This window comes from Arthrobacter luteolus NBRC 107841 (assembly GCF_001552075.1).
GTDB classification, from domain to species: Bacteria; Actinomycetota; Actinomycetes; order Actinomycetales; family Micrococcaceae; genus Arthrobacter_B; species Arthrobacter_B luteolus.
On the sequence record NZ_BCQM01000001.1, the window covers coordinates 249,328 to 276,070 of the forward strand.

The following is a 26,743-nucleotide window of genomic DNA, read 5'->3' on the forward strand; positions in this document are numbered from 1 at the left end:
GCGTGCCAGCATGGGTGCTCCCACGTTTTCAGACCGCTGTCTTCAGGAGGCCCAGCATGCGGATCAACCCCGGAATCTATGTTCTGGACCTTGGCCCTGACCGCAGGCAGTTCGGCCTGGGCGCCGGGGCGCTGCTGCTGGCCGGCCTCACTGCCGCCGATCTGGCATTTGTCGGGCACCTGCGCGGCGGGGTTCCGGACGGTACGGAGCAGACGGCTGCCGCAGCGGCAGGCATCGGCGCAGAACGGCAGTCGCAGCTGTTGACAGCCCTGGCACCTGTCCTGCTGCCCTGCCCCGGCAGCCAGTATCCATTGCCTCCCCTGCGGCAGGAACGGCTCTCGCCGGACATCCAGCGGCTCTCCGCGGTATATGGCCAGGACGCCTCCGGAGCTGTCGCCCGCCGGGCAGGTGCCGCCGTCGAAATCCAGGGCCTGGGCCGCTGCGGGGCACTCCTTGCCCGCACCCTGGCAGCTGCCGGAATCGGCACCCTGCTCCTGGGCGACCCGAACGTAGTCGCGCCCTCCGACGTGGGACCCGCCTACGCGCTGACCGACATTGGCATGCAGCGGTTCCAGGCAGTCAGACGGCACCTGTACCGGATCGACCCGACCGTCCGGGTCCTCTCCGTTCCGGGACCGGCTGCGGGCCGGCCCGCAGCCGGCACGGACCTGGCTGTCCTCGTCTCCGACCAGCCCGGCCCGCTGCTCTCAGCTGGCGGCGGTGAACGCGAGCAGCCCCATCTCGCGGTTGCGGTCCAGCAGTACGGCTACCAGGTCGGCCCGCTCGTAGTGCCGGGATCCACTGCCTGCCTGGGCTGCCTGGACCGGTACCGCGGCGATGCCGATCCCGGCTGGTACGCCTCCTCCGCGGCGCCGGCGCCGCCTGACCCCGGCGGCCAGCAGGGACCCGGCGGCGAGGAAGTCTCGGCGGCTGGCCTGGCAGCGGGGATCGCCGCGGGCCAGGCGCTGTCCTTCATCGACGGCGTGGCCCAGCCCGTGACGTGGTCCGCCGTGCTTCAGCTGCGCACTGCTGACGGACACATCGGAGTGGAACCACTCGAGTTCCATCCCGGGTGCGGCTGCCGGCTCCAGTCCGCCGGCGCAAACAAGGCGGCCTAAGCGCCGGGGTGGGCGGCGAGCACGGCCAGCACTGCCTCACCGTAGCGTTCCAGCTTGGACGGTCCCACCCCCGGAAGGGTGGCCAGCCGGTTCAGCGTTGGCGGTTTGTCCTCAGCGATGGCCACCAGCGTCGCATCGGTGAAGACAACAAACGCCGGAATGCCCGCCTCGGCAGCAGTTCCGCGGCGCCAATCCCGCAGCGCCTCAAACGTCACTTCGTCATAGGTCGCAGGACAGTCCCCGCATCTGCCCATCTTCCGCTCAGCACCGGAGCCGAGAAGTGTCCCGCACACCCGGCACTTTGCCGGACCGGCAACCTTTTTGCGGGCCGTCCTTACCTGCCGCGGTCCGGCGGCGTCCCGTGCGGTATTGGGCCGCAGCCCGTCCAGGAACCGCGACGGCTTGCGGTTGGCCCGGCCGCCCGGTGTCCGGGCCGTAGACCAGGACAGTGCCAGATGCACCCGCGCGCGGGTGATCCCGACGTAGAGCAAGCGCCGTTCCTCATCCACAGCTTCCGGCGTGTCCGCGAAGGAGATCGGCATCAGGCCTTCACTCAGTCCCACCAGGAACACGGCGTCCCATTCCAGGCCCTTGGCCGAGTGAAGGCTCGCCAGGGTCACGCCCTGGACTTTCGGCGCGTGCTGCGCGGCAGCGCGCTCCTCGAGTTCGGCGGAGAAGTCCTGCAGGGTGAAAATGCTCTCCGGATCCAACGTCCGGTTCGCGTGCAGCTCATCGGCGAGCGCCACCAGGGCGGCGAGGGATTCCCAGCGTTCGCGGGTCGCTCCTCCCCCGGAGGGCGCTTCCGCGGTGTAGCCGAGGTTCGCAAGGATGTCCCGCACCACCTGCGGCACCGGTTCGTTTCCCACGGAGCGGGCCGCAGCGCGCAGCTGCAGCATCGCGTCGCGGACTTCCCGCCGGGCGAAGAAGCGCTCCCCACCGCGCAGCTGGTAGCCGATTCCGGCGGTGGCCAGAGCCTGCTCGTAGGCCTGGGACTGCCCGTTCGTCCGGAACAGGACGGCGATCTGGCTGGGTTCGATGCCTTCCTCGACCAGCTTCCGGATCCGCGCGGCGACCTGGGCAGCCTCTGCTTCATCATCGGAGCACTCAGTGAACGTTGGTTCCGGGCCGGAGCTGCGCTGCGCTATCAGTTCCAGCGGCTCGGGCCAGGGGGGCGCGTTCCGCGAACGTTCCCCTTCAGCCGTCCGGGCAGCCAGGATGCGGTTGGCCAGGTTGACCACCTGCGGAGTGGAACGGTAATCCCGCACCAGCTTCACCACCTGCGCGCCCGGGAAGCGGTGCGTGAATTCCAGCAGATGCCGTGATGTGGCCCCGGTGAAGGAGTAAATGGTCTGGCTGGCATCACCCACCACGCAGAGTTCGTTCCGCTCCCCCAGCCACAGGTCCAGCAGGCGCTGCTGCAGCGGGGAAACGTCCTGGTACTCGTCCACCACGAAGTGCCGGTACTGGTCCCGCACCGCGGCGGCCACCCGGGGGTCCTCCTGCAGGATGCCCACAATAATCAGCAGCACGTCCTCGAAATCGATGACGTTGCGGTCAACCTTCACATCCTCGTAGGACTGGAAGATCCGGGACACGGTGGTGAGGTCAAACCCGGCGGGGGCGTCCCGTCCCGCGGCTGCCCGCACGTAGCTGTCCGGGGTGAGCATGGAGACCTTGGCCCATTCGATTTCCGCTGCCACGTCGCGGATCGCGGCGCGGTCGGTGGAGAGCCGCAGCCGGCGTGCAGCTTCAGCGATCAGCTGCGCTTTGTGGTCCAGCAGCCCGGGCAGGGGCCCGCCAACCGTCTGCGGCCAGAAGTACTGCAGCTGCTTGAGCGCCGCGGCATGGAAAGTCTTCGCCTGGACGCCCCCTGCCCCCAGATCCCGCAGCCGGGTGCGCATTTCAGCTGCGGCCCGGGCGGTGAAGGTAACGGCGAGGACCTGCTGCGGCTTGTACAGGCCTGAGTGGACGCCGTACGCCATGCGGTGGGTGATGGCCCGGGTCTTGCCGGTGCCGGCACCGGCCAGGACACACAGCGGCCCGTTCAGCGTGGTCGCGACTTCGCGCTGTTCGTCGTCGAGCCCCGCGAGGATCCGTGCTTCGAGCGAATCGGTGATCATTTGCCGCCTGCCGGAACCGGCTCGGGCACGGGCCCGCCGTACCAGCGGTCAATCAGGTTGCGGGCGATGGAGATCGAGGACGGGATGGTCAGCTCTCCCGAGGCCACGGCCTCGGTAAGTTCCTTACGGGTAAACCAGCGCACGTCTGACATCTCGACGCCATCGGCCTGCGGTTCGGTTCCGTCTGCCTCAGCGCAGAAACCGAGCATCAGGGAACAAGGGAACGGCCAGGGCTGCGAGCCGAGGTACTGCGGATTACGCACCACGACACCGGATTCCTCCGCCACCTCGCGGATCACCGCCGCTTCCAGCGATTCCCCCGGCTCGACGAAGCCGGCGAGCGTGGAGTACCGGTTGCCGGGCCAGGCAGCCGCTGAGCCGAGCAGGATGCGGTCCTGTGGATCGGTGATGGCCACGATGATCGCCGGATCAGTGCGGGGAAAGTGCTGGCTGCCGTCCTCCGGGCAGCGGCGTACCCAGCCGCCCTGTTCCAGCCCGGTGGGCGCGCCGCAGCGCGGGCAGTGGGTGTGCGTGGCATGCCAGTTCGATACTGCGCTGGCTTCGACAAAGAGTCCCGCGTCCAGCGCTCCCAGAGTTGTCGCAACCTCCCGCAGGCCGGCCCAGCGGGCACCGTCCACGGCGGGTGCCGCTTCCGGCTCCGGCACGGTGACCATCACAATGTCAGCGCCAACGTCAGCTGAGCCTGCTTCGAGCGTCCGGCCCAGATAGACCGGGTCGGTGCCGAAGCCGCCGGGCCCGGGCCGCTGCAGGACCAGTTCTGAGTTGTTCCGGCTGGTGTCCCGGATCAGGGTTTTCCCGCCGGAAATGTACATCACCCGGGTGGTCGGCAGGTCAAGGATGGTCTCGAAGAGATCTTCGGCGGCTCTCCGTTCACTGCCCCGGTCCACGGCGCCGCGGGCGAGCGGCAGCGCTCCAAGTTGCGGGGTCTCTGCTGTGCGTAGCGGGCTGGTCATATACCTACCGTACTGACTGAGGAAGCCCAAGCGGAAAGCGGGATGCCGCGCAGTGGATAGAGCACCCGCCCCGCTGAGGTTTTCCTCACGCTCTTCCGACTCGCCGGGGGTCTATGGGTTACTCCCGCCACATGTGCCCCTACGGTTGAAGGTGTGAAACGCACACCTATGGAATTGGCAGCCCTGGCCAGCGCCGCCGTACCGGCACTGGCGCTTACCGGTGTCGCCGGTTCGCCGGACGACGTCGCGGATTTCGACTCCGCACTCCTTGTTGACGACGCCGGCAAACAGTGGCGGGTACGCTCACCCAAGCATGTGGAAGCCAGCATGCGCCTCGAAACCGAGCTGCTGGTGCTGCGCGCTTTCGTCCCTGCTGTCCGCGCCGAGCTGCCGTTCGCGCTGCCCTATGTCGCCGGAACCGTCCGCCAGGGCGAGCTGTGCACCTTCGTGTACTCCCACCTGCCCGGAACGACCCGTGACATTGATGACCTGGCCGCCGTTGGCGGTGAGCTGGCCGCCGACATCGGACGCACCATGGCGGCGGTTCACGCCCTGCCCCAGTCCCTGGTCAACAACGCGGACCTGCCCAGCTACACGGCCAACGAGTTCCGTCAGCGCAAGCTGAACGAACTCGACCAGGCCGCCACCACCGGCAAAATCCCCGCCACCCTGCTGCGGCGCTGGGAGCATGCCCTGGAGGATGTCGGTCTGTGGCGGTTCAGTCCCACCGTGGTGCACGGCGACCTCCACGAGGACAACCTGCTCATCTCCGGCAGCCGGGTCAGCGCCGTCAGCGGTTGGACAGATCTGCGCATCGGGGATCCCGCCGATGACTTTGCCTGGCTGATCGCCGCCAACAACACCGGCTTCACCGACGCCGTCCATGCCGCCTATGTGGCGGCACGCCCGGACGCGGTGGATCCCCACCTCATCCGCCGCGCAGCGCTCTCCGCAGAGTTCGCCCTGGCCCAGTGGCTGGTGCGCGGGCTAGCCGCGCAGAACCCGGAGATGGTGGCCGAGGCAGAGGACATGCTCTCGACCCTGGAAGCGGACATCCTGGAGCAGGAGGCTGCCCTGGCCCTGGAACGCGAGTCCGCCCCACCGGAATTCGAACCCGCCGGTGTACCGGCGTCCAATCCCGCCGGCACTGTGAAAAACGCGGCCGGAACCAAGGTGGGAGCAAAGGCCGAAACCAAGGTGAGCGTCCTGCCCATCAGCGTGGATGAGCCAGGCGTTCTGCAAACCGTGGCTCCGGAGGCTCCGGCAGCTCCGGCAGCTCCGGCGGAGCAGGTCAGCGGCGTTGACGGCACCGTTCCCGCGGCAGATGAAAAGGCCACCGCCACGTCAGAACACAGCCCCGCCGGCCCGTCAGCACCCGGGGAGGCCAGCGCACCCGCACTCGCGGCTGAGCCGGAGGAGGCCGCCGGCCCGGCTGCCGCAGCCGGGGAGCCGGGAACGGCGACCACAGCAATTCCCCTGACGGACAGCGCGGGTCCCGGCGCTAAGAAGGACCCGCGCCCGGCCAGCTAGCCGGAGTCCGGGAAGCTGGCCGAAGACCGGTCGAAACCAGCGGTCATTCGGAAGCCAGTGCTGGTTTCGATTCCACCGGGCTGGCCTCGTCGTCCGGTCCTGCACCGAACTCGTCTGCCCGTCCCGTCCTGGGGAACAGGAAGGACAGGATAAAGAATGCGGCGAGCAATCCGGCCTGGATGAGCAGTGTGCTTCGGAAGGCATCCGCGGGTGAACCGTCGGTGATGACCGAGAAGAACGTTGACCCGAACACCGCCACGCCGATCGAACTGGCGATTGACTGCACGGCCGTGAGCACCCCCGAGGCCGAGCCGATCTCCTCGTCCTTGACCGCTGCCAGGATGATGCTGAACAGCGCGGCGATGACCAGACCCGACCCAAAACCGATCACGGCAATCCCCGGCACGATCTGCCAGATATCGAACGGTCCTTCAGCGCCAAGTTCTATCCAGAGGACCGCAGCTCCGATGATCTGGGCGGCAGCACCGATCTGCAGGACAGCGCGGCCAAGCCGCTCTGCGAGGAAGGCTCCGCTCAGCGCGCCTCCAACGGCGGTCCCCAAGGCGACGGGCAGGTTACCCAGCCCGGCTTCACCGGCACTGAATCCTTCGCCGATCTGCAGGAACAATGTCAGGATCAGCTGCGTCCCGATGAGTGCGCTGAAGTAAAGCGCTATGCCTGCCAGACCAAGGGTGTAGGCCCGGCGGGAGAAAATCCCCGGCACAACCAGAGGAGTCCGGCCGTGCCGGGCCGCTGCTCGTTGATGCCATGCGAACGCCACAAACCCGGCGAGGCCTGCACCAATGCTCAGCCACGTCCAAAGCGGCCAGTCCTGCTCCTGTCCGAAGTTCAGCGGCAGAACCAGCAGCGCCGACGCCACGATAATGATGGCCGCTCCCACAATGTCCACCCCGACCGTCTTGTCTCCGGCCCGGCGGGGAAGAATGCGCCACGCGATGATGAAAGCCGCCAGACCGATGGGCACGTTGACGAGGAAAACTGCACGCCATCCAAGCCCCAGGAGATTGGCTTCGATGAGGCCGCCGCCAATAATCGGTCCCAGGATGCCACCCAAGCCCAGCACCGGTCCGAAAACGCCGAAAACCTGTGCCAGTTCCCTGCCGGAGAAGTTCTCCCGCAGCAGCCCCAGACCCTGAGGCAGCAGCATTGCACCGGCGAGGCCCTGCAGCAGCCGCACTGTGATGAGGACTTCGATACTGGGGGCAAGGGCGCAGAGCAGGGAGATGACCGTGAACGCCAGAAGGCTTGCCAGGAACATCGGGCGGCGGCCGAAACGGTCTCCCAGCCGTCCACCCAGGATCAGCCCCGCACCGAGAGTCAGGGCGTAGCCGCCGATTACCCACTGGAGTCCGAGCGCGGACGCTCCGAGCGAGCGTTCCAGATCAGGCCCGGCAACGTTGACGATCGTGGAATCGAGCAGGTCCATGATTTCTGCGGCGAGCATCACCCCGAGGATGAGCCACCGCCAGCGGTAGGGGGTAGCGGCGGTTTCGCCCATTAAGTTGCTCCGATTCTTGATTATCAATTTGATTGGCAACTTTGAGTATTACTATGGAGGATATGGATGTCAAAAGCACTGCCCAGCCGCCCTCCGGCCCACCCTGGCGGTCCGATCGAAGCGACCGGGAAGCGGCACGGCGGGACGGCCGGGAGCTCCCGGAGGATGACATCCGCGCGCGTATTCAACAGCTGACCATTCGACAGCAGCGCTTTGAGCGCTATCTGGCCTCCGAGCTGGGTGTGGATGCGCCGGGGCTCGAGGCGATGGACCACCTGATCGCGGCCGGCCCGGCCACACCCACGGAACTCGCCAGGCGGCTGGGGATTTCGACGGCCGCCACCACGCTTGTCCTGAACCGCCTCGAAGATGCAGGCCACATCAGGCGCGACCGCCATCCATCCGACGGGCGGAAACTGATCGTGACTGCCGCACAGAGCTCGGCCGACCGGGCCTACGAACGCGTACTGCCCATGATCGAAGGGGTCGAGCAGCTCATCGAGGGAATGTCAGCGCCGGAACGCGCGACCGTGCAGAAGTTTCTTGACGGGCTCGTCGCGGTGTACGACCAGGCCACAGACTGACCCTGCCTGCCTGCCGCTGCCTGCCTCCTGAAGCCGCTGCGCCTGCCTGAATCCAGGCAGGCGCTTTTTAGTGCCCGCCACGCCCCCCCCCGGTGAATTCCTTGGCGCAAACCGTTGACACGCTCCCGCCTCCATGGTTAGTTAGTCAAGTAACTAACCAACGAGCCAATTAGGGCCGCAGCAAAATGAGCCACAGTAAAGCAGGATGCCGTGATCGATGACAGCAGACCGATCTTCCAGCAGATCGCTGAGCGGATCGAGGGTGATGTCCTGGACGGTGTATTGCAGGAGGAGGGCCAGGTGCCGTCAACCAACGAAATCGCCGCGTTTTACCGGATCAACCCGGCAACGGCCGCGAAGGGTGTCAACCTGCTGGTGGACCAGGGCCTGCTCTACAAACGCCGCGGCATTGGCATGTTCGTGGCACCCGGGGCACGCGCCGCAGTGCTCGCCAAACGCCGGGACCAGTTCTACCGCCAGTATGTGCAGCCCCTCCAGACCGAGGCACGGAAGCTCGGCATCGGGGTGGAGGAACTTACCAGCCTTATCCAACGCAGTGCCGCTGAACACGAAGGGACCCCGGCACCATGAACGTCATAGAAACCCGCGGACTGACCCGCCGATACAAGGACCAGCTGGCCCTTGACGACGTCAACCTCGATATCTCTCCGAACCGCATCTACGGCCTCCTGGGCCGCAACGGTGCAGGGAAAACCACTCTGATGTCCATCCTGACTGCCCAGGGTTTTGCCAGCTCCGGGGAAGTGCGGGTGTTCGGCGGAAACCCGTTCGAGAACGAACACATCCTCTCCCGCCTTTGCTTCGTCCGCGAGTCGCAGAAGTACCCCGACGACTTCACGGTACGGAATGCCCTGGACGCAGCTGCCCTGTTCTTCCCCAACTGGGACAGGAACCTGGCAGAAACCCTGCTGGAGGACTTCCAGCTTCCCCGGCCGAAAAAGCACCGGATCAAGAAACTCTCCCGCGGCCAGCTCTCCGCCGTCGGCGTGATCATCGGCCTGGCGTCCCGGGCAGAGCTGACGTTCTTCGACGAGCCCTACCTGGGTCTCGACGCCGTCGCCCGGCAGCTCTTCTACGACCGCCTGCTCACAGACTTCGCAGACCACCCGCGGACGATCATTCTCTCCTCCCACCTGATCGATGAAGTGGCGAACCTGCTTGAGCACGTCATCGTGATTGACCGCGGACGCATCGTGATGGACGACGAGGTGGAAACCATCACCGGATCCGCGTTCGCCGTAGCCGGGAAGTCCTCGGCCGTGGAGGAATTCGTTGCCGGGCGGCCGGTGCTGCACCGGGAAGGCCTGGGAGCCCTCGCATCGGTCACCGTCGACGCTCCCCTCTCACCGGATGACCGCGAACGTTCCCTGGCCCTGGGCCTGGAAATCGCTCCGGTTTCCCTGCAGCAGCTCATTATCCGCCGCACGCTCAAGGCAAACGAGCACTTCGGCTCCGCCGCCGGCAGCAACGATCAGACCCAGGAGGTCCTGCGATGAACCGCCCGCTCGCCGTCGCCCGCATGCAGCTGCTGAACAAATGGCTGTACCTGGGCATACCAGGGATCATTATCGTCACGTCCACGCTGATTGCCATCGCGATCCTGGCGCTGGTCCCCTCCGATCAGGGGGAGGGAACCCGGCTGGCGTTCTCCGGCCAGGCGGTCATGTGGTATTTTCTGGCTGCCGGTGTTCAGTCGCTGAGCCTTACGTTTCCGTTTTCGCAGGCGATGAGCGTCAGCCGGAGGTCTTTCTACATTGGAACCCTGGGGTTGTTTTCGCTCCTCGCGCTCGGCCTGGGGGTGCTGTACTGGCTCCTGGGGCTGGTGGAACGGGCAACGAACGGCTGGGGCGTCGACGGTAACATCTTCGCCCTGCCGTGGGTCGCTGAGTCTGCCTGGTGGGTCCAGATCCTTCTCTACTTCGCGCTGACCATCCTGCTGTTTATGTTCGGTTTCTGGTTCGCCACCGTGTACCGGCGCTGGCGGACAATTGGGCTGGTTGCAGCCCTGCTGGGTTTCGCCCTGATCCTGCTGGGCGGGGTAGCCGCCGCAACGACGACGGAATCCTGGGCCGCCGTCGGCGCCTGGTTCGTCCAGCTCACACCGCTGTCCCTGTCCGGCTGGCTGCTGCTCGCCGGGGTGGTCCTCGCCGCAGGGTCTTACGGAACACTTCGCCGGGCAACCCCCTAGGTACCGGACCTCCGAAGAAACGGAACAGCGCCGCCGTCCAGTCCAGGATGGCGGCGCTGTTCCGATTTGCTCGGTCCCGAACGATCAGGACCGGGCTGCGCCGGACGGGGCTGCTCCGCCTGCTGAGTCGAGAATGATCCGCTCCAGCTCTTCTTCGCCAAGGAGGTTGTGCGGCCGGATCACTTTGTCTGCGGCCACAAAATAGAAGGCAGCCCGCACCTTCTCCAGGGGCACGTTTCTGAGCCGCGACCAGGCCAGGCGGTAGACCGCCAACTGGACGGACCGCACCGCCAGTTTGTCTGCCGACGGCGGAGCACCTGTTTTCCAGTCGATCAGGTCCCAGCCGCCGTCGCTGTCCTGGAAGACTGCGTCGATACGTCCGCGGACAATCACCAAATCGACCCGGGTTTCCACCGGGACCTCGATGAACGCCGGAGTTCTGGACGCCCATTCGGAATTTTCGAAGGTGGCTACCATGTCCTCAAGCTGGTAGGCCTCATCGACATAGGCGTCGGCGGCTCCGGCGTGCTCGTCCAGATCGAGCATGCCGGAGCGGCCGAAGAAGTCCTCCACCCAGGCGTGAAATGCCGTCCCCTTCCGGGCAGCCATTCCCGGCTCGCGGGGAACGGGCCGGCGGAGCTGGCGGGTCACGGCTTCAGGATCATCCCGCAGGTCCACCAGCATGGAGGCGGAGATGTGGGCGGGCAGCTCAACCTGCATCACTTCGTCCGGCGCCCGGTGTCTCGCCAGGACCAGCTCAACATCCCGGTTCCAGCGGCGGGGTTCGAACACCGCAGAGGCGCCGTCGTCTGTCCCGCCCGCTGCCGGTGACGGAGTGCCCGGACCTGTTCCGTCTGCTTCCGCTGCCCCGGCAGCAGCAAGTACTGCGGCTGCGGCATCTTCCATCGCGGTCCGGCGGGCCGGGGACAACGGGTCCTTAGGCCACACGGCCCGTTCGGCAGTTGCGTTGGCCGGGTTCTCGTCCCCTTCCTGCTCCGGTTCCAGCCAGGCCAGCAGCTGGAAACCCTCCGCACCGGCTGCGCCGAGTGCGTGGAGGTCCAGCAGGTAGCGCGATGCCGGCGTCGGCTTGGACCGCCCTCCGCCCCAGGCGCTGGAAGTGCACAGCAGCACGTGCTTGGCCCGGGTGAAGGCCACGTACGCGAGCCGGCGCTCCTCGCGCTCAGCATGCCCCCGCGCATCTTCGGCAAACAGCTTTTCCGCATCAACCCAGGACTTCTGATCCGGCTGCTCCCACTCCCACTGCGGAAGGTCGGGGGCGTCTCCGCGCAGGTTCCACGGAATGGCTTCATTGCCGCTGCTCCAGCGGGAGTCCTTGTCGTTGGGGAACTGGCCTTCGCTGAGACCCGGAACGGCAACAACGTCCCATTCCAGCCCTTTCGATGCGTGGACCGTCAGCAGCTGAACGGCTTCCCGGCTGGTCTCCAGCTGGGTTACCGGCAGCCCGTTCTCCTCCTCGTCAGCGACTTCAAGCCAGGCCAGGAAGGCGGCCAGATCAACCCTGTCGGCGGAAGCGCTGAAGGTGGCCGCTGCGTCAACAAAAGCATCGAGGTTGCGCCGTGATTCGTGGATGCTGATCCCCGGTTTGGCGGCGGCTTCGATGTCCAGCAGGATGCGCCGCTCCACCTCTCCGATCAGGGTCGCCAGGTCCTCCCCGACGTAGCCACGCAGTTCCCGCAGCTCGTCGCGGAGCGCAGCCAGCCGGGAGAGTGCCTCAGCGCTCAGGGACCGTCCGGCGTTCGACGTCCAGCCCGGTTTGGGCAGGTGATCAACTGCCTCCACCAGGCTGCCTGCCTCGGAAAGGTCCGTCTCGACGACGGCGGCGCCGCTTTCGTCCGGTCCGTCGACGTCGGCAAGGTCCTGTACCCGGACGGCCCGTTCCCGGACCCGCACCAGATGGCGGGACCAGTCGGCGAGCGCCATCAGGTCAGCCGGGCCGATCCGCCAGCGGGCACCGGCAAGGATCCGCAGCATGGAATCGGACCGCCCGGGATCGCCCAGGACCCGGAGCACGGCGAGCAGGTCAACGATCTCCGGGGTGGAGAGCAGACCGCCCAGTCCCACAATCTGCACCGGGATGCCCTCTGCTTCAAGCGCCCGCCGGATCGGGTCGAACTGTTTCTTTCCCCGGCACAGCACAGCCATGGTTGGCGGCAGCAGATTGCCCCGCGAATCGGTCTCGTGCGGGCGCTTCCACCACTGGGCCCGGAGCTTCGCGATCTCCGCCGCCAGCGCTTCGGCTTCGCCCAGGCTGAGGGTCCCGTCCGGGAGCGTCACCGTTTTCTCGGAGAGATACCGGCCAAGGTAAACCTCCCCCACCGGGGCCTTGGGTTTGGCCTGCAGTTCCGGTACGTCCAGGGGACGGTTGTGTTTCAGCCAGGGCACTGGCTGGTTCAGCGGACCGGACACGGCATTGGCGGTGGCCAGAATGGCGGTGGAGTTACGCCAGGCCACGGAAAGGTTGGCTACCGGCGCCGGTGCCCTGCTGCCATCCGGCAGGACCAGCGGGAAGTGCGTGCGGAAGGTGCCCAGCTGCCCGGCTGACGCACCGCGGAAACCGTAGATGGACTGGTGCGGATCCCCCACTGCGGTGACCGGGGTTCCGTCACCGAACAGCTTGGAGAACAGCACCATCTGCGCGTGCGAGGTGTCCTGGAACTCGTCCAGCAGCACCACCTTGTACTTGGCCCGTTCCATCGCGGCGGCTTCGGGGATTTCCTCGGCGATGCGGGCAGCGAGTGCCACGAGGTCGCCGAAGTCCAGCTGCCGCCGTTCCGCTTTGGCCCGCTGGTAGGACTCGACCAGTTCCGTGACCGAAATCCGGGTGCGCAGCTTCCCGAGCAGGGTCCTTGCCGCCTGCGTCGGCTCTTTGGTTTTTCCCGTCTGATAGGGCAGGTCCTGCACCTCGGCGACCTGGTGTTCCAGATCGGCGCGGACCTCCGCCGGTGTCCGAAGGTGTTCGGAACATTCGGAGGCCATCTGCAGGACGGCATTCACCAGCGTGGACTTGGCTGCGGTGAAGTGCTCGTAATCCCCGGAATAAGCCTCAACAACTTCGTTGGCAAGCTGCCAGGACTGCGCCCCACCGAGCATCACAGAGTCCCGTTCGACGCCGATGCGCAGCCCGTAATCGTTCACGATGCCGTTGGCGTAGGAGTGGTAGGTGGAGACAGCTGCCTCCATCTGGTCTGCCTCGGCCCCGCTTTCCTCTCCCAGCATGCGGAACAGCAGCCGGAGCCGCTGGCGGATACGGGTGGCCAGTTCGCCCGCGGCTTTGCGGGTAAACGTCACACCCAGGATCTGTTCGGGTGCCACCAGCCCGTTGGCGACCAGCCACACCACCCGGTCCGCCATGGTTTTGGTCTTGCCTGATCCGGCACCGGCAACAACCAGCAGCGGCTGCAGCGGTGCCTCGATGATTTCTTCCTGCGCCGCTGTGGGGTACTGGACCGGCTCATTCGAGTCGCCGTGCAGCAGTTCGGCAAGCTGCCGGGCGGAGAACCGCGGGCCCTGTTCCTGGCTGTTCCGCACGTCTTCGCTCACGTGGACGCTCACTCGGTGACCTGCTTTCCTTCGGTGCACAGCGGACAGATTTCCGGCAGGCGGCAGCCATGCCCTCCGAAACCGCTCCTGGCGGGATCATGAATTGTCTCGAACGTGGCACCGGACATCAGTGCGGCAGCGTTTTGAATCATTTCCAGTGCGCTGGTGTCCTGAGCGCCCAGCGGCGGCTGTTCCTGCACGGAAACCCCCTTGGACGCGGTCCCGAGCTGGACCAGGGCAGCTCCGCCCGGGACGGGCGGCCCTTCTTCCAGTGCCCCTTCACGGACCGCTTCCTGATAGGCGGCGAGCTGCGGGTGCCCGTCCAGGTCAGCTTTTTTGGGCGCGGATTTGCCGGTCTTCAGGTCGACGATAAAGAGCCGCCCCTCGGCGTCGGCTTCCAACCGGTCGATTTGCCCGCGGAGCAGCGCTGTGCGGACGGCGCCCCGGACTTCAACCGGAATCTGTGCCTCAAAGTCCTTTTCCACGGACACGAGGCTCCTGCCGTTTTGACGCATCTGGATCACGTAGTCGGCCAGCTTGCGGACCATCGTCTCGGCCCGCTTGAAATCGATTTTGCCCTCCCAGGTGTCTTTCATCCCCAGGGACGGCCAGCGGCGCTGCAGTTCAGCGGCATATTCGGTGCCTGACGCGTCCGGCATGTCCTGCGCGATCTGGTGGACCAGCGTGCCCAGGGACCGGGCAAAGTCCGTGGCCTGCTCGCCCCCGGCGGCGGACACGAACCAGCTCAGCGGGGACTTGGTCACCGCGTCGACCTTCGACGGCGAGACCGGAATAGGTGCCTCCGCCGGGAGGATCGGCTCGGTGCTGGAGAGCGGGAGCAGCCCCCACCATTGCACGGGCGCAGCGCCCGGAACCTGGACGGGGTGGCGCAGCATCCGGCCCAGATGCCCCGCTGCCTCCTGCGCCAGCTCAGGATCGGTATCTGCCTGCTGGGCGTAGGCGCGCAGCTCAGCGACGAGGGACCGGAGGGTGAGCGGGCGCAGGACCTCGGTCCGGGGCCGGGCCATCACACCGTCAGGCAGCGGGTCCACCAAATCCAGGAATTGGGAGGGCTGTTCATCCTCGGATGCCACGGCCGTGCAGATCAGGACGTCGCGGGCCCGGGAGACGGCGGTGGAGAAGCTGCGCAGCTCGTCGTGGCGGATACCGTGCATGAGCGTCTGCGGATTGCGGTAGCGCCGGTAATCATCGCCGAATTCGACGGCGGAGACCAGGTCTCCGCTGCCCAGCAGCTCCCCGCGCAGGCGCAGGTTCGGCCAGACGCCTTCCTGGATACCGGCCACAATGACCACCGGCCACTCGCGGCCGGCGGCGCTGGCCGGAGTGAGCAGCTCCACGGCGTCGCGCTTCTGGGCCCGGGCCGCCAGGGTATCCATCGGCAGTTCGGAGCTGGTGAGATAGTCGAGGAACTGGGCGGGGGTGGAACCCGGCAGCTGGTCGACATAGCGTTCTGCCGTCTGGAACAGGGCCATGATTGCGTCAAGGTCCCGGTCGGCGCGGAGCCCGGTGGAGCCGCCGCCCAAAGCGGCTTCGGCCCATTTTTTCGACCAGCCAGTGGCTGCCCACAGCGCCCACAGCACCGTTTCGGCGGTGGCTCCGGGTTGGCCGGCCGCTTCCGTTCCGGCCCGCAGCATTGCTGCCAGCCGTTTGGCCGCACCGGCTTCCCAGCCAAGACCTGCCAGTGCCAGGCCCGAGTCCGAGAGCGGATCAAGCAGCGCTTCGACGAGGAGGGCATCGCTGCTGCGTCCGCCGCCGGCGCGCAGTTCCTCACGCCGCAGTGCCTGGCGCAGCCTGCGCAGGTCCAGCGAGCCTGCCCCACCGATTCTGGAGGTCAGCAGTGACACGGCAGTTTCAGGGGTCAGCAGTTCCGGATCCAGGACGACGGCGAAGGCATCGAGCAGCGGCCGGACGGCTGCTTCGTCGCGGACGGCCTTTTCCGCGACGGGAACCTTCACCTCAATCCCCTGGCTGGTGAGGTAGCGCTGGATCCTGGCAAGCTGCCCGCCGGTGCGTACGATCACGGCGATGTCTTCGAGGCGGCGCCCTTCCAGCAGCTGGGCCTCGAGGATGCGCTGGGCGATGTAGCGCTGTTCGTGCATGGGAGAGTCCACCACGTGGGCGGCGGCGGCCGCACGGGCGCCTTCCCCTGACGGTGCTGCCTGCTCCACCGGGCGTCCGGAGGCGGTGCGGCAGGAGGATAGCCCGGGTACTACGGAAATCCGGGACGCAACCCGGTGCCAGGCGGCGGCAACGGGACCGCCGAGCCGGTGCTGGGTCTCCAGCACGGCTGTTTCCAGCCCTGGACCGAGGGTCTCGGCCAGGCTGCCCAGGAGATCCGGCCGTGCTCCGCGGAAACCCTGGACCACGGTGTCCGGGCTGGCCGTCACCACTGCGTCCCGCCCGGCGGCCAGCAGCCGCAGCAGCTGATGGATGGCGGGGTTGGCTTCCTGCAGGTCATCCACCAGGATCAGCTGCAGCCGGCCGTGCTCGGCGGCCAGGAACTCCGGATCCGATTCCAGGATCTCCAGGGCCGTTGTGATGATTCCGGCCGGATCGAAGGCTTCGGGCATGCGGATGTCCAGGACATCGCGGTATTCGGCATACAGTCCCGCTGCGGCCACCCAGTCCTGCCGGCCGTAGCGCCGGCCCAGATCTGCCAGCTCCCCGGGTGCCAGGCCCAGCTCGATAACGCGGTCGAACAGCTGCCGCACTTCCTGGCGGAAACCACGGGTCCCCAGCGCAAGTTCAAGGGAATCAGGCCAGGGCAGCTGCGGCACGCCGTTCTGGCCGTGGCCGGCCAGGAGTTCCTTGATGATGACGTCCTGCTCGGCGCCGGAGAGCAGCTTGGGTGCCCGTGTCAGGTACGGGAGCCTGCCTTCCGCCTTGGCCCGGCGGATCAGGTCGAACGCGTAGGAAGCCCAGGTCCGCGCCGGGGCAGCACTGATGGTCCGCTCCAGCCGCGCGGACAGGGCATCGCGCAGGGACGCTGCTGCCAGCCGCGACGGGGCAAGCAGCAGGACACCTGCCGGGTCCAGGCCGTCCCGCTGGATGCGTGCGACGGCGGTTTCCACCAGCACAGTGGATTTGCCGGTGCCCGGCGCGCCGAGCACCAGCAGCGGACCGCTGCCGGTGCGCCTGTCCACGGCCCCCTGCTGGTCGGGGCTCAGCCGGGGAGCTGCCCTGCCTGCTGCCGCGGGCGGAACAAGTTGCAGGTTGATGCTCATGCTTCCACTTCACCACGCCGCACCGACATTGCCTGATTCGCCGCCGCCGTCCTGCGGGTTTTTACGCCTTCCCGGTTCACCGGGCCTCCCCTGGCTGCCTGCTCCCTGCCGCGGACTCGAGGCCGCGGCGCAGTCCGTCCAGGACTTCCCAGTCCGCGTCTGAAGGCTGCCAGCGGGCTTCCGTGATGCGGACGCGGTAGCCCGTCCCGTCCGCGGACGGCCTGCCGCGGACCGGCGTGTTTTCGGCCACATAGTGTTCCCAGGCGCGCCCGCCGTGACAGGCCGGCGGCTCACCGGAGGCCCGGATAACCCGCCACCAGGGAACGGCGTTTCCACTGCGTGCCAGCACGGCTCCGACCTGGCGTGGGCCGCCGGCGCCGAGAAGCTCGGCGATGTCTCCATAGGCAAGCACCTTGCCCGGCGCAATAAGCTCTGCTGCTGCCAGTACGGCTTCCTGATAGTCCTCCCGCATATGCACAGCCTAGCGGCGCCCCGGCGCGCTGAATCCGGAATTGTCCGTGCCCGCGGGTACGTTTGATGACATGTTGAGCTGGCACGAACTCCCCCGCGCATCCTTCGACCTGGAAACCACCGGACGGGATCCGCAGGAGGCGCGGATCGTCACGGCGTCGATCATCCTGGTGGACGCCGGAGGCAGCATCCTCAAGCACCACGAGTGGCTGGTTGACCCGGGCGTGGAAATTCCGGAGGAAGCCGCCGCCATTCACGGCATCAGCACCGAGCGTGCGCAGTCGGAGGGCATTCCCGCCCGGGATGGCATCGCGGAGATTATCCAGGTGCTGCAGGACACCTTCGCCGCCGGCGTGCCGGTGCTCGCGTTCAACGCCGCCTACGATTTCACGGTGCTGGCCCGGGAAGCGGAGCGCAGCGGACTGGCAGCACCCGTGCCGTTCCCCGTCATCGATCCCTTCATCATGGACAAGCAGGCGGACCGCTACCGCCGCGGGAAACGTACGCTCACCGCCATGGCCGAGCACTACGGCGTGGCCTTCGAGAATGCCCACACTTCCGCCGCGGATGTTATGGCCACGCTGGCCGTCGGCGCTGCGATGGCCGGCGCGTTTCCGGTCCTGGCCCAGGACGCCGCATCGCTCCACCAGCTCCAGATCGGCTGGGCAGCCGAACAGGCCGCAAGTTTCCAGTCCTACCTGCGCCGCCGCGATCCGGAAGCCGTGATTGACGGCACCTGGCCGGTCCGGGCAGGCTCCGCAGTTCCTGCCGAGCCCGCGCCGCTTCCCGCTGCCGTTCCGGATAGCACCGTCCCGGCGCCGGCCCTTGCCGCACCCGCCCATCCGGTCCTGAAGCCGGAGCCCGCACCGGCAGCACAGGCCGCCCCGGCAGTCCCAGCAGCACAGGCAGTTCCGGCAGCACAGGCAGTTCCGGCAGCACAGGCAGTCCCGGCCGCGGAATTCACCGAGCCAGCCCTCTTTTCGCTGCCGGCAGAGACCGCGCCGGTTCCCGCCGGGATGCGGTTGGCCGAGGAACCGGACGGACAGCTCGCCCTGGACCTGTCTGAAGGCAGCTTCGCCTCCGCCTAGCCGGGTCTGACGGATTTCCGGCTATGGGTCGTACCCGCGTAACATTAGATACTTGACGCAGTGTCAGGCGCTGATGGCGCCCGGGCGCAGCCTGTCCGCTCCTCGGGAGCCGGTGGTGCGCCCCGTGTCACGTGATTGGCAGGCACTCCTCCACAGGGCCCGGCCTGCGGCGTGCCGCCGCGATCGCCCTGCTCCTGCCACGCATGTTCCAGACGACGCAGACACGAGGATGAATGATCACAGTTACCGACCTGCGAAAGGTCTACCGCCAGGGCACCCGGGAAGTAGTCGCCCTGGACGGTGTCAGCATGAGCGTGCCCAAGGGCTCCATCCACGGCATCATCGGACACTCCGGTGCCGGGAAGTCGACCCTGGTCCGCTGCCTCACGCTGCTTGACCGCCCGTCGTCGGGAACTGTCACAATCGACGGCCGGGAGCTGACGAATGTGAAGGATTCTGAGATCCGGCTGGCCCGCCGCCGGATCGGGATGGTGTTCCAGCACGCAAACCTGATGGATTCCCGCACGGCCGCTGCCAACATCGCGCATCCTCTGGAGCTGGTGGGTACACCGAAGCGGGACATCGACGCCCGCGTGGCTGAGCTGCTGGCCCTGGTTGGACTGGACCAGTTCGCCGAGGCCTACCCCGCCCAGCTCTCCGGTGGCCAGAAGCAGCGTGTTGGCATCGCCCGCGCCCTCGCAGCCCACCCCGATGTGCTGCTCTGCGACGAGCCGACGTCGGCCCTTGACCCGCGGACCACGGATGAAATCCTGGACCTCATCTCGGAGCTCTCTGAACGGCTCGGCCTGACGGTGCTGATCATCACGCACGAAATGAACGTTGTGAAGCGGATCTGCGACTCGGTTTCCCTGCTGGAAGCCGGGCGCGTGGTTGAACACGGTCCGCTGCGGGAGGTCGCGTCCCATCTGGGCGGCCGCCTCGCGAAGGCCCTGATCCCGCTTCCGCCGACTCCCCCGGTTGCCGGTGGCCCGGTGGTGGAACTGCTGATGGTCGGCGAACATGCGACAGAGCCTGTCCTGTCCGGGCTGACCAGACGCTTCGACACGGACGTTAATGTACTCGCCGGCAGTGTGGAAACCCTCGCCGGCCAGCGCTTCGGACGCCTGCGGGTCCAGCTGGACGCGAGCACGGATATGGAAGCGGTCAGAACCTACCTGGCTTCCCAGGGAGTCACAGTGGAGGTCGCGGCATGAATTTCTTCGAAGAGCTGGCCAACAACCCCGGCATTACCAAGGCGCTCCCGGAAGCGGTCACCGACACCCTGCTGATGGTGGGTGTCTCCGGTTTCTTCACCCTGCTGATCGGGCTGCCGCTGGGAATCTTCCTGCACACCAGTGCTCCCGGCGGGCTCCGGCCGATGCCGGTGACCAACCGGATCCTCTCCGACGTGATTGTGAACATCACCCGGTCCATCCCGTTTGCGATCCTGATGGTGATCCTCATTCCGTTCTCACGGATGGTCACAGGTTCCTCGATCGGGCCGCTGGCGGCCTGCGTTCCGCTGAGCATCGGCACCATTCCGTTCTTCGCGCGCCTGGTGGAAACCGCGCTCCGCGACGTGGCCGGAGGGAAGATCGATGCTGCCCTGGTGATGGGTTCGACCCGCATGCAGGTTATCCGCAAGGTCCTTATGCCGGAGGCACTGCCGGGACTCGTCGCCGCACTGACCACAACCCTGGTCACCCTGGTCGGATACTCGGCCATGGCCGGCATCATCGGCGGTGGCGGCCTGGGACGCCTGGCCTACAACTACGGCGTCCAGCGCTTCGACACCACGGTGATGGTTGTCACGATCGTCATCATTGTGGCGATAGTCCAGATCATCCAGCTGGCCGGCGATTTCGCTGCCCGGCGGGTGGATCACCGCTCCGCAGCGGGCAACCGCCGCAGGCGCACGGGCACTGCCGCTGCCGCCGCACCTGCGCCAGGCACGGCCGCCCCGGGCACCGAAGAGCTGAAGAACGACGCGCGGAGCCGGGCCTAAACCCTGCGGCCCCTCAAACTTCCCGGCGCCCGCACGAAGGTGCGGACCGGGGACTGCAGCCAGTAGCCGCTAGCTGCATAACAGCCGGCCGGTTCACCCGGCCGACACTTGAAAGGAAACGCATCCGATGCGGAAAGCAATTTCACTCGTGGCCACCGGCGTGGCCGCGGCTCTGGCGCTGACGGCTTGCGGGGGTTCCGAATCCTCCTCCAGCGCTGTGGAGAGCCTCGATCCCGCCAACCCGGTCACGCTGACTGTGGGTGCCAGCCCCCAGCCGCACGCCGTCATCCTGGAGTACGTCGCCGAGAACCTCGCCGCGGACGCCGGGCTCGAACTCGAGGTTGTGCCGTTCGACGACTACGTGACTCCTAACATTTCACTGGACGACGGCTCGATTGATGCCAACTACTTCCAGCACCTCTCCTACCTCGAGGCCCAGATCGCGGACCAGGGCTACGATTTCGAGCACGGCGAGGGAATCCACATCGAGCCCTACGCCGTCTTCAGCGAAAAGCACCAGGATATCTCCGAGGTTGCTGACGGCGGCCGCGTGGCCATCACCAACGATCCGTCCAACCAGTCGCGGGCCCTGGCCCTGCTGGAAGAAGCCGGTCTCCTGAAGGACATCGAGGAGGACGCCTCGGTGATCTCCCTGACCGATGAGCAGAACCCGAAGAACCTGGACTTCGTGGAAAACCAGGCCGAGCTTCTGGTCAACGATCTTTCCGATCCCACCGTGGATCTGGCGATCATCAACGGCAACTACATCCTGGATGCCGGGCTGAACACCGATGATGCGCTCCTGGTGGAGTCGCTCGATGCCAACCCGTACGCCAACCTCCTGGTCTGGAAGGCCGGGAACAAGGACGCACGGATCGAGAAACTCGACGAGCTCCTGCACTCCCCTGAGGTCAAGGCCTTTATCGAAGAGCAGTGGCCGAACGGTGACGTCACCGCAGCCTTCTAAGACTGCCTGGCCCAGCAGCATGCCCCGCACCCCTTAGGGTGCGGGGCATGTTCTTTTGCGGCGCAGAGCGACGTACCCTAGCCGTACCGGCCAGGGAGATCCGCGGGACTGCAGCACTGCGTCACCGCACCTCTCGAAGGGACCCGCGATGCCAGCTATCGAGACCCATGAGCTCTCCAAACGGTATGGGAGCACCACTGCCGTCGTCTCGCTGGACCTCAGCGTCGAGCCCGGGACGGTCTTCGGTTTGATCGGACCCAACGGATCGGGAAAGACCACAACGCTGCGGATGCTGCTCGACATCATCCGTCCGACGTCAGGGGCAGCGCTGGTTCTGGGATTGTCCCCGCGTACCGGCGGGGCGGCACTGCGCCGCCGGATCGGTTTTATCCCGGGCGATCTTCGGCTGGAGGGCCGGATCCGCGGCAGGACCCTGCTGCGGCACTTCGCTGACATCAGCTCCCCGGTCCCGGCGGAAAAGATCGATCTGCTCGCTGAACGCCTCGGCCTGGATCTGTCCCGCCCCGTCTCCGCACTCTCCAAAGGCAACCGCCAGAAACTTGGACTGGTCCAAGCCTTTATGCACGACCCTGACCTGCTGATTCTCGACGAACCGACCAGCGGCCTCGATCCGCTGATCCAGCAGGAATTCCTTGCCATGGTGCGCGAGGCGCGGACCGCCGGCCGCACGGTACTGCTCAGTTCCCACGTGCTCAGCGAAATCCAGCAGACCGCCGACATGGTGGCGGTGCTCTCCCAGGGGCGTGTTGTCGCGCAGGGAGACGTCGCCTCCCTGCGGCTCAATAACCTGCGGCATGTCCGGGCCTCCGTTACCGGAGCTGAACCGGACCGGCTGCAGGGCGAACTTGAACTCTCCGCCGGTCTCACGGGCACGGTCACAGCGCAGGGAGATACCGTGCATGTGCAGGGCACTCTCGAAGGCGGCGTGGATCCTTTCCTGAAGGTGCTGGCCAGGTATCAGGTTGTGGACCTGGCGGTGGAGGAGCCTGATCTGGAGGAATCCGTGCTCAGCCTCTACGGGCGGGCTGCGGAGGTTCCACAGGCCGGCAAAGGAACGGCAGGTAAAGGGCGGGCAGCGCCGTGAGCGCCGGGACTGCGGTCGCTCCCCGCCCGCTGCCCGTCTTCCGGCGTGCAGTAACGGATACCTGGCGTTCAACCCTCGTCTGGACGCTGGCCCTGACCGCGGCCCTGCTGCTGTATCTGCCGCTGTACCCGTCCATGAACGGGGCGGACATGCGGAACCTGATCGAGGGGCTGCCGCCGGAACTGGTCAGCGCCCTGGGTTATGCCGACATTTTCTCCGGACCGGGCTACGTCCAGGGAGCGTTCTTCGGACTCCTTGGTTTTGTCTTCATCACCATTGCGGCGGTCACCTGGGGGTCGACGGCGATAGCCGGTGCCGAGGAGTCGGGCCGCCTGGAGCTGGTTCTGTCCCACGGGGTGGGACGGGCGCAATACGCCCTGGAATCCGCGCTCGGCCTGTTCACCCGGCTGCTCTGGTTCGCGGTATACACCACAGCCGTCATCCTGATCCTCAACGGTCCTTCCCAGCTGGGACTGGAGCCGGTGGACCTCCTTGCCGTGGAAGCAGCTTGGCTTGGCCTGGGCTTCCTCGCCGGAAGCCTCGCCCTTGCCGCTGGCGCGGCCACGGGCCGCCGCTCGGTGGCACTGGGTGCAGGGGCCGCCGCCGCGGCGTACGGATACGTGTTGAATGCCCTGGCCAACCAGGACGCTGACCTGGCCTGGCTCAGGGATATTTCCCCCTACTCCTGGGCGTACCGGAATGCGCCCCTGGCGGAGGGATTCGATGTGCCAGGGCTGGCGCTTCTGGCCGCAGCCGGCGCCGTGTTGACAGCGGCGGCTGCCGCGGCACTGCGCCGGCGGGACATCCTGGGGTAGCTCCGACCCGGTCCGGCGGCCGGGCCGTAAACGGCAGCGGCCAGGCTCCCGGGGGAACCTGGCCGGCACTGTGGAGCCGCTGCTGCTTCGCCGCGTTAGCGCGGCTTCACAGCGTTACCCGGGCCGCACAGCGTTACCCGGGCTTCGCAGGGTTACCCGGGCTTCCGCAGTGTTATTCGGGCTTCGCCGAAGCCGCTGCCTTGGCAGCTGCCGGCAGCGCAGCGAGGATCCGGTCCATGGCGGCGTCGTCGTGCGCACCGGAGAGGAACCACGCTTCGAAGACCGACGGCGGCAGGTAGACCCCGGAGTCCAGCATGGAGTGGAAGAACGGTTTGAACCGGAACGCCTCCTGGGCCAGCGCATCGGCATAGTTGTGCACACCGTGCTCCGCGGTGCCGAAGGCGATGCTGAACAGGTTGCCGGCCCGCTGGATACTGTGATTCACGCCTTCAGCCACGAAGGCATCGGAGACGGCCTGGGAGAGCTGGGCCGAACGCGCGTCGATGTTCGCGTATACCTCGGGCGTTGCCGCGGTGAGGGTGGCAACACCGGCGGCCATGGCGATCGGGTTACCGGACAGGGTGCCTGCCTGGTAGACCGGTCCAAGCGGTGCCAGGTAGTCCATGACCTCGGCGCGTCCGCCCAAGGCTGCCACCGGCATCCCACCGCCAATGACCTTGCCGAAGGTGTACAGGTCCGGCGTCCAGCCTTCCTTCGCACCGGTCAGGCCCCAGTATCCGGCCGGCGAGGTGCGGAAGCCGGTGAGTACCTCGTCCAGGATCAGCAGCGCACCGTGGGCGGTGGTGATGCGGGACAGGGCTGCGTTGAAGCCTTCCGCCGGGGTAACCACGCCCATGTTGGCCGGAGCTGCCTCAGTAATCACGGCGGCGATGTTCGCGCCGTGCTCGGCGAACGCTGCCTCCACGGCAGCTGCGTCGTTGTACGGAAGCACCAGTGTCTCCGCGGCGGTCGCTTCAGTGACGCCGGCGGATCCGGGCAGCGCCAGGGTGGCTACGCCGGACCCGGCGGATGCCAGCAGGCCGTCCAGATGGCCGTGGTAGCAGCCGGCAAATTTGATCACCAGGTTGCGGCCGGTGAAACCACGTGCCAGACGCACTGCCGTCATGGTGGCTTCCGTCCCGGTGGAGACCATACGCAGGCGTTCCACGGGCTTTACCCGGTCCATCACCAGGGCCGCAAGATCAGCTTCTGCCGGGGTCGAGGCACCGAAGGAGAGTCCCCGGTCCACCGCAGCATGAACGGCAGCCAGGACATCGGGGTGTGCGTGGCCCACCAGCGCCGGCCCCCACGAGCAGACCAGGTCCACGTATTCACGGCCCTCGGAGTCCGTCACGTACGGGCCCTTGGCCGAAACCAGGAAGCGCGGGGTTCCGCCCACGGATCCGAAAGCGCGCACGGGCGAGTTGACGCCGCCGGGCATCAGGGCACGGGCGCGGTCGTAGAGCTCTTCGGAGGAGACTGTCTGGGTCATTACTTGCTTTCTTTCAGCCAGGCGGCCAGCTCGGCAGCCCAGTACGTAAGGATGATGTTTGCGCCGGCACGCTTAATGCCGAGGACGGATTCTTCAATGGCGCGGCGACGGTCAATCCAGCCGTTGGCGGCCGCAGCTTCGATCATCGCGTATTCGCCGGAGATCTGGTACGCCGCGACGGGAACCGGAGACATGGCAGCAACGTCGGCCAGGATGTCCAGGTAGCTCATGGCGGGCTTCACCATCACCATGTCCGCGCCCTCTTCGAGGTCCAGTTCCACCTCGAGCAGCGCTTCGCGGCGGTTCGCAGCATCCATCTGATAGGTGCGGCGGTCACCCTTGAGCTGGGAATCCACGGCTTCGCGGAACGGCCCGTAGAAGGCTGAGGCGTATTTGGCCGCGTAGGCGATGACGGAGACGTCCTGGAAACCGGCGTCGTCCAGGGCCTGGCGGATCACGGCAACCTGGCCGTCCATCATGCCGGACGGGCCCAGCACGTGGGCACCGGCACGGGCCTGCTCCACAGCCATCCGGCCATAGATTTCGAGCGTGGTGTCGTTGTCGACCACCCCGTGCTCGTCCAGGACACCGCAGTGACCGTGATCGGTGAATTCATCAAGGCAGACATCACTCATGATCACCAGGTCATCGCCCACCTCGGCGCGGACATCAGCGATGGCTTTGTTCAGGACCCCGTCCGGATCGGTGCCGGCGCTGCCGGCTGCGTCTCGGACTGCCGGAATGCCGAAGAGCATCATGCCGCCGACTCCCAGCTCCACGGCCTGGGCAGCGGCGCGCTTGAGGGTTTCGGTGGTGTGCTGGACGACGCCGGGCATGGAGCTGATGGGATTCGGCTCGGTGAGGCCCTCCCGGATGAAGGCCGGGAGCACGAGTTCGGCGGGATCAAGCCGGTATTCGGCGGTCATCCGGCGCATGGCCGGGGTGGTCCGCAGCCGGCGGGGGCGGTGCTGGGGGAAGCTCATTGGGGCGTTCTGCCTTCCGGTCGAGGGGAATGGGAAATCCGGTGTGCAGCGAGGGCTGCTTCGACGGCGTCGGCTATTCCAGCCGGCGTTGGCGCGGAAGCGGTGGCTTCCGGCGGGTGGCCCAGGGACCGGAGCTGATGGGCGGTTGGATCCCCGATGGCGGCCAGCACCGCCGTGCCCGGCACCAGGGCGTCCCGGACGAACCGCCGGGCCGTGCTTGGCGAGGTGGCGACGACGGCGTGCGGTGCTGATGCGCCACCGGCTGCGGCAGCCACGGCGAACCGCCGGTACTGCGCCGGCGTCAGCTGAGCGGGTTCGGCGTTGCTGCCTGCGCCGGGCGCCGCGGCCCCGGGGTCCAGCCGCTGTTCTGCCGGCGCCGGGTAGTCGACCGTCTGGTAGGCGGTGACCGCGGAAACCTCCCAGCCGGCGTCGGCCAGGGCGGTGCGCAGGAACGGGTCAGCGATGTCGGCCTGCGGCAGCAGCAGCCGGTTCCGTCCGGGTCCGGGCGCCGGCCAGGCTGCGGCGAGGCCGCGCGCGGACTGGTCCGCTTCCGGCACGAGGTCAGCGTTAATGCCCTCCCGGGACAGCGCCTGCCGGGTGCCTGCGCCGACGGCGGCTACCCGGGTCCCTGAGGTCAGTCCGGGCAGCGTCCGCCCGGTGTCTGCGGCAAACCGGTGCAGGGCCCGCACGGTGGTTGCCGAGGTGAAGATGATCCAGTCGAAATTCCGCTCCCCGAGTTCCCGGAGCGCGGCGGACACCGGTTCGGTGTCCGCCGGCAGCTGGAAGTCGATCAGCGGGAGCAGATGGACCCGTGCTCCGCGCGCCTGCAGCTCCGCCGCCATGGGGGCCGCACGGTCCGGGGTCCGGAGCAGCACCACGTCGGTGCCGGAGAGAGTTCCTCCGGCCACGGGCGGTGCCGGCCTGGCGCGGTCGGTGGTCATCGGGGCCAGCCTCAGC

Annotated in this window: 20 protein-coding genes and 1 pseudogene; 12 read left to right on the plus strand and 9 right to left on the minus strand. The window is 67.2% G+C overall.

The features are described from left to right. Positions 1–56: 56 nt before the first annotated feature. Entirely contained in the window at positions 57–1,118 is a 1,062-nt protein-coding gene (locus tag AL3_RS01120) for a ThiF family adenylyltransferase (RefSeq protein WP_066295661.1), read from the plus strand. Here AL3_RS01120 and AL3_RS01125 read toward each other — a convergent pair. Together AL3_RS01125 and nudC are read right to left on the minus strand one after the other, a co-directional pair. After that, positions 1,115–3,238 (minus strand): ATP-dependent DNA helicase UvrD2, encoded by a 2,124-nt coding sequence (locus tag AL3_RS01125; RefSeq protein WP_066295662.1) that lies wholly within the window; start codon positions 3,236–3,238, stop codon positions 1,115–1,117. The two genes, AL3_RS01120 and AL3_RS01125, sit on opposite strands and share 4 nt — an antisense overlap. Continuing rightward, a complete protein-coding gene (gene nudC, locus AL3_RS01130; RefSeq protein ID WP_066295664.1) occupies positions 3,235–4,212 on the minus strand; it encodes an NAD(+) diphosphatase in 978 nt (325 codons plus the stop codon). The genes AL3_RS01125 and nudC overlap by 4 nt, the downstream gene beginning before the upstream one ends. 153 nt (positions 4,213–4,365) lie before the next feature. Here nudC and AL3_RS01135 point away from each other — a divergent pair, with 153 nt between their 5' ends. Continuing rightward, positions 4,366–5,742, plus strand: a complete 1,377-nt coding sequence (locus tag AL3_RS01135; protein WP_066295667.1) for a macrolide 2'-phosphotransferase — start codon at positions 4,366–4,368, stop codon at positions 5,740–5,742. A 43-nt stretch (positions 5,743–5,785) separates the two neighbouring features. On the opposite strand, the gene AL3_RS01140 is transcribed toward AL3_RS01135, so the two are convergent. Next, positions 5,786–7,261, minus strand: coding sequence for an MFS transporter (locus AL3_RS01140; protein ID WP_066295668.1), 1,476 nt, complete (start codon positions 7,259–7,261; stop codon positions 5,786–5,788). A 62-nt stretch (positions 7,262–7,323) separates the two neighbouring features. Here AL3_RS01140 and AL3_RS01145 point away from each other — a divergent pair, with 62 nt between their 5' ends. From AL3_RS01145 to AL3_RS01160, 4 genes are all read left to right on the plus strand, one after another. Further along, positions 7,324–7,845 carry a MarR family winged helix-turn-helix transcriptional regulator gene (locus AL3_RS01145; protein ID WP_066295669.1) on the plus strand — a complete coding sequence of 174 codons (522 nt, stop codon included), beginning with the start codon at positions 7,324–7,326 and terminating at the stop codon, positions 7,843–7,845. A 210-nt stretch (positions 7,846–8,055) separates the two neighbouring features. Continuing rightward, positions 8,056–8,436 carry a GntR family transcriptional regulator gene (locus AL3_RS01150; protein ID WP_066295673.1) on the plus strand — a complete coding sequence of 127 codons (381 nt, stop codon included), beginning with the start codon at positions 8,056–8,058 and terminating at the stop codon, positions 8,434–8,436. Beyond that, positions 8,433–9,362, plus strand: coding sequence for an ABC transporter ATP-binding protein (locus AL3_RS01155; RefSeq protein WP_066295674.1), 930 nt, complete (start codon positions 8,433–8,435; stop codon positions 9,360–9,362). Before AL3_RS01150 ends, AL3_RS01155 begins: the two co-directional genes overlap by 4 nt. Next, positions 9,359–10,054, plus strand: a complete 696-nt coding sequence (locus AL3_RS01160; protein ID WP_066295675.1) for a hypothetical protein — start codon at positions 9,359–9,361, stop codon at positions 10,052–10,054. The genes AL3_RS01155 and AL3_RS01160 overlap by 4 nt, the downstream gene beginning before the upstream one ends. 84 nt (positions 10,055–10,138) lie before the next feature. On the opposite strand, the gene AL3_RS01165 is transcribed toward AL3_RS01160, so the two are convergent. From AL3_RS01165 to AL3_RS01175, 3 genes are all read right to left on the minus strand, one after another. Continuing rightward, positions 10,139–13,627 (minus strand): ATP-dependent helicase, encoded by a 3,489-nt coding sequence (locus AL3_RS01165; protein WP_083521343.1) that lies wholly within the window; start codon positions 13,625–13,627, stop codon positions 10,139–10,141. After that, positions 13,624–16,860: an ATP-dependent helicase gene (locus AL3_RS01170; RefSeq protein WP_066295677.1), complete on the minus strand. Its 3,237-nt coding sequence runs from the start codon at positions 16,858–16,860 to the stop codon at positions 13,624–13,626. Before AL3_RS01170 ends, AL3_RS01165 begins: the two co-directional genes overlap by 4 nt. A 76-nt stretch (positions 16,861–16,936) precedes the next feature. Beyond that, complete coding sequence (locus tag AL3_RS01175; protein ID WP_066295678.1) at positions 16,937–17,332, minus strand: MGMT family protein; 396 nt, start codon at positions 17,330–17,332, stop codon at positions 16,937–16,939. 46 nt (positions 17,333–17,378) lie between these two features. On the opposite strand from AL3_RS01175, the gene AL3_RS19070 reads away from it, so the two are divergent. The 6 genes and pseudogenes from AL3_RS19070 to AL3_RS01205 all read left to right on the plus strand — a co-directional run bounded on the left by AL3_RS19070 (position 17,379) and on the right by AL3_RS01205 (position 23,311). Then, positions 17,379–18,419, plus strand: a complete 1,041-nt coding sequence (locus AL3_RS19070) for a 3'-5' exonuclease (RefSeq protein ID WP_306303018.1) — start codon at positions 17,379–17,381, stop codon at positions 18,417–18,419. Positions 18,420–18,652: 233 nt separating this feature from the next. Then, a complete protein-coding gene (locus tag AL3_RS01185; RefSeq protein ID WP_066295679.1) occupies positions 18,653–19,633 on the plus strand; it encodes a methionine ABC transporter ATP-binding protein in 981 nt (326 codons plus the stop codon). Then, positions 19,630–20,307 (plus strand): annotated as a pseudogene (locus tag AL3_RS01190) (methionine ABC transporter permease); the annotation flags it as partial. The gene AL3_RS01185 and the pseudogene AL3_RS01190, both read left to right, overlap by 4 nt. A gap of 244 nt (positions 20,308–20,551) precedes the next feature. Further along, positions 20,552–21,391 carry a MetQ/NlpA family ABC transporter substrate-binding protein gene (locus AL3_RS01195; protein WP_066295681.1) on the plus strand — a complete coding sequence of 280 codons (840 nt, stop codon included), beginning with the start codon at positions 20,552–20,554 and terminating at the stop codon, positions 21,389–21,391. A 148-nt stretch (positions 21,392–21,539) separates the two neighbouring features. Beyond that, positions 21,540–22,496, plus strand: coding sequence for an ABC transporter ATP-binding protein (locus AL3_RS01200; RefSeq protein WP_066295682.1), 957 nt, complete (start codon positions 21,540–21,542; stop codon positions 22,494–22,496). Then, positions 22,493–23,311 carry an ABC transporter permease subunit gene (locus tag AL3_RS01205; protein WP_066295684.1) on the plus strand — a complete coding sequence of 273 codons (819 nt, stop codon included), beginning with the start codon at positions 22,493–22,495 and terminating at the stop codon, positions 23,309–23,311. The genes AL3_RS01200 and AL3_RS01205 overlap by 4 nt, the downstream gene beginning before the upstream one ends. A 172-nt stretch (positions 23,312–23,483) precedes the next feature. On the opposite strand, the gene hemL is transcribed toward AL3_RS01205, so the two are convergent. Genes hemL through AL3_RS01220 form a run of 3 tightly spaced genes read right to left on the minus strand, consistent with a single transcriptional unit; the run spans position 23,484 to position 26,727 of the window. Beyond that, a complete protein-coding gene (gene hemL / locus AL3_RS01210) occupies positions 23,484–24,803 on the minus strand; it encodes a glutamate-1-semialdehyde 2,1-aminomutase (RefSeq protein ID WP_066295686.1) in 1,320 nt (439 codons plus the stop codon). After that, on the minus strand, positions 24,803–25,786 hold the full coding sequence (gene hemB, locus AL3_RS01215) for a porphobilinogen synthase (RefSeq protein ID WP_066295687.1): 984 nt from the start codon (positions 25,784–25,786) through the stop codon (positions 24,803–24,805). The genes hemL and hemB overlap by 1 nt, the downstream gene beginning before the upstream one ends. Next, positions 25,783–26,727, minus strand: a complete 945-nt coding sequence (locus AL3_RS01220) for a uroporphyrinogen-III synthase (RefSeq protein ID WP_066295688.1) — start codon at positions 26,725–26,727, stop codon at positions 25,783–25,785. The genes hemB and AL3_RS01220 overlap by 4 nt, the downstream gene beginning before the upstream one ends. Between the last annotated feature and the right edge of the window lie 16 nt (positions 26,728–26,743).

Excerpts from the sequence above, each read along its gene's own strand:
- AL3_RS01120 (WP_066295661.1), top strand. The coding sequence starts at position 57 with ATGCGGATCAACCCCGGAATCTATGTTCTGGACCTTGGCCCTGACCGC.
- AL3_RS01125 (WP_066295662.1), bottom strand. The coding sequence starts at position 3,238 with ATGATCACCGATTCGCTCGAAGCACGGATCCTCGCGGGGCTCGACGAC.
- nudC (WP_066295664.1), bottom strand. The coding sequence starts at position 4,212 with ATGACCAGCCCGCTACGCACAGCAGAGACCCCGCAACTTGGAGCGCTG.
- AL3_RS01140 (WP_066295668.1), bottom strand. The coding sequence starts at position 7,261 with ATGGGCGAAACCGCCGCTACCCCCTACCGCTGGCGGTGGCTCATCCTC.
- AL3_RS01145 (WP_066295669.1), top strand. The coding sequence starts at position 7,324 with ATGGATGTCAAAAGCACTGCCCAGCCGCCCTCCGGCCCACCCTGGCGG.
- AL3_RS01155 (WP_066295674.1), top strand. The coding sequence starts at position 8,433 with ATGAACGTCATAGAAACCCGCGGACTGACCCGCCGATACAAGGACCAG.
- AL3_RS01160 (WP_066295675.1), top strand. The coding sequence starts at position 9,359 with ATGAACCGCCCGCTCGCCGTCGCCCGCATGCAGCTGCTGAACAAATGG.
- AL3_RS01170 (WP_066295677.1), bottom strand. The coding sequence starts at position 16,860 with ATGAGCATCAACCTGCAACTTGTTCCGCCCGCGGCAGCAGGCAGGGCA.
- AL3_RS01175 (WP_066295678.1), bottom strand. The coding sequence starts at position 17,332 with ATGCGGGAGGACTATCAGGAAGCCGTACTGGCAGCAGCAGAGCTTATT.
- AL3_RS01185 (WP_066295679.1), top strand. The coding sequence starts at position 18,653 with ATGATCACAGTTACCGACCTGCGAAAGGTCTACCGCCAGGGCACCCGG.
- AL3_RS01195 (WP_066295681.1), top strand. The coding sequence starts at position 20,552 with ATGCGGAAAGCAATTTCACTCGTGGCCACCGGCGTGGCCGCGGCTCTG.
- AL3_RS01200 (WP_066295682.1), top strand. The coding sequence starts at position 21,540 with ATGCCAGCTATCGAGACCCATGAGCTCTCCAAACGGTATGGGAGCACC.
- hemL (WP_066295686.1), bottom strand. The coding sequence starts at position 24,803 with ATGACCCAGACAGTCTCCTCCGAAGAGCTCTACGACCGCGCCCGTGCC.
- hemB (WP_066295687.1), bottom strand. The coding sequence starts at position 25,786 with ATGAGCTTCCCCCAGCACCGCCCCCGCCGGCTGCGGACCACCCCGGCC.
- AL3_RS01220 (WP_066295688.1), bottom strand. The coding sequence starts at position 26,727 with ATGACCACCGACCGCGCCAGGCCGGCACCGCCCGTGGCCGGAGGAACT.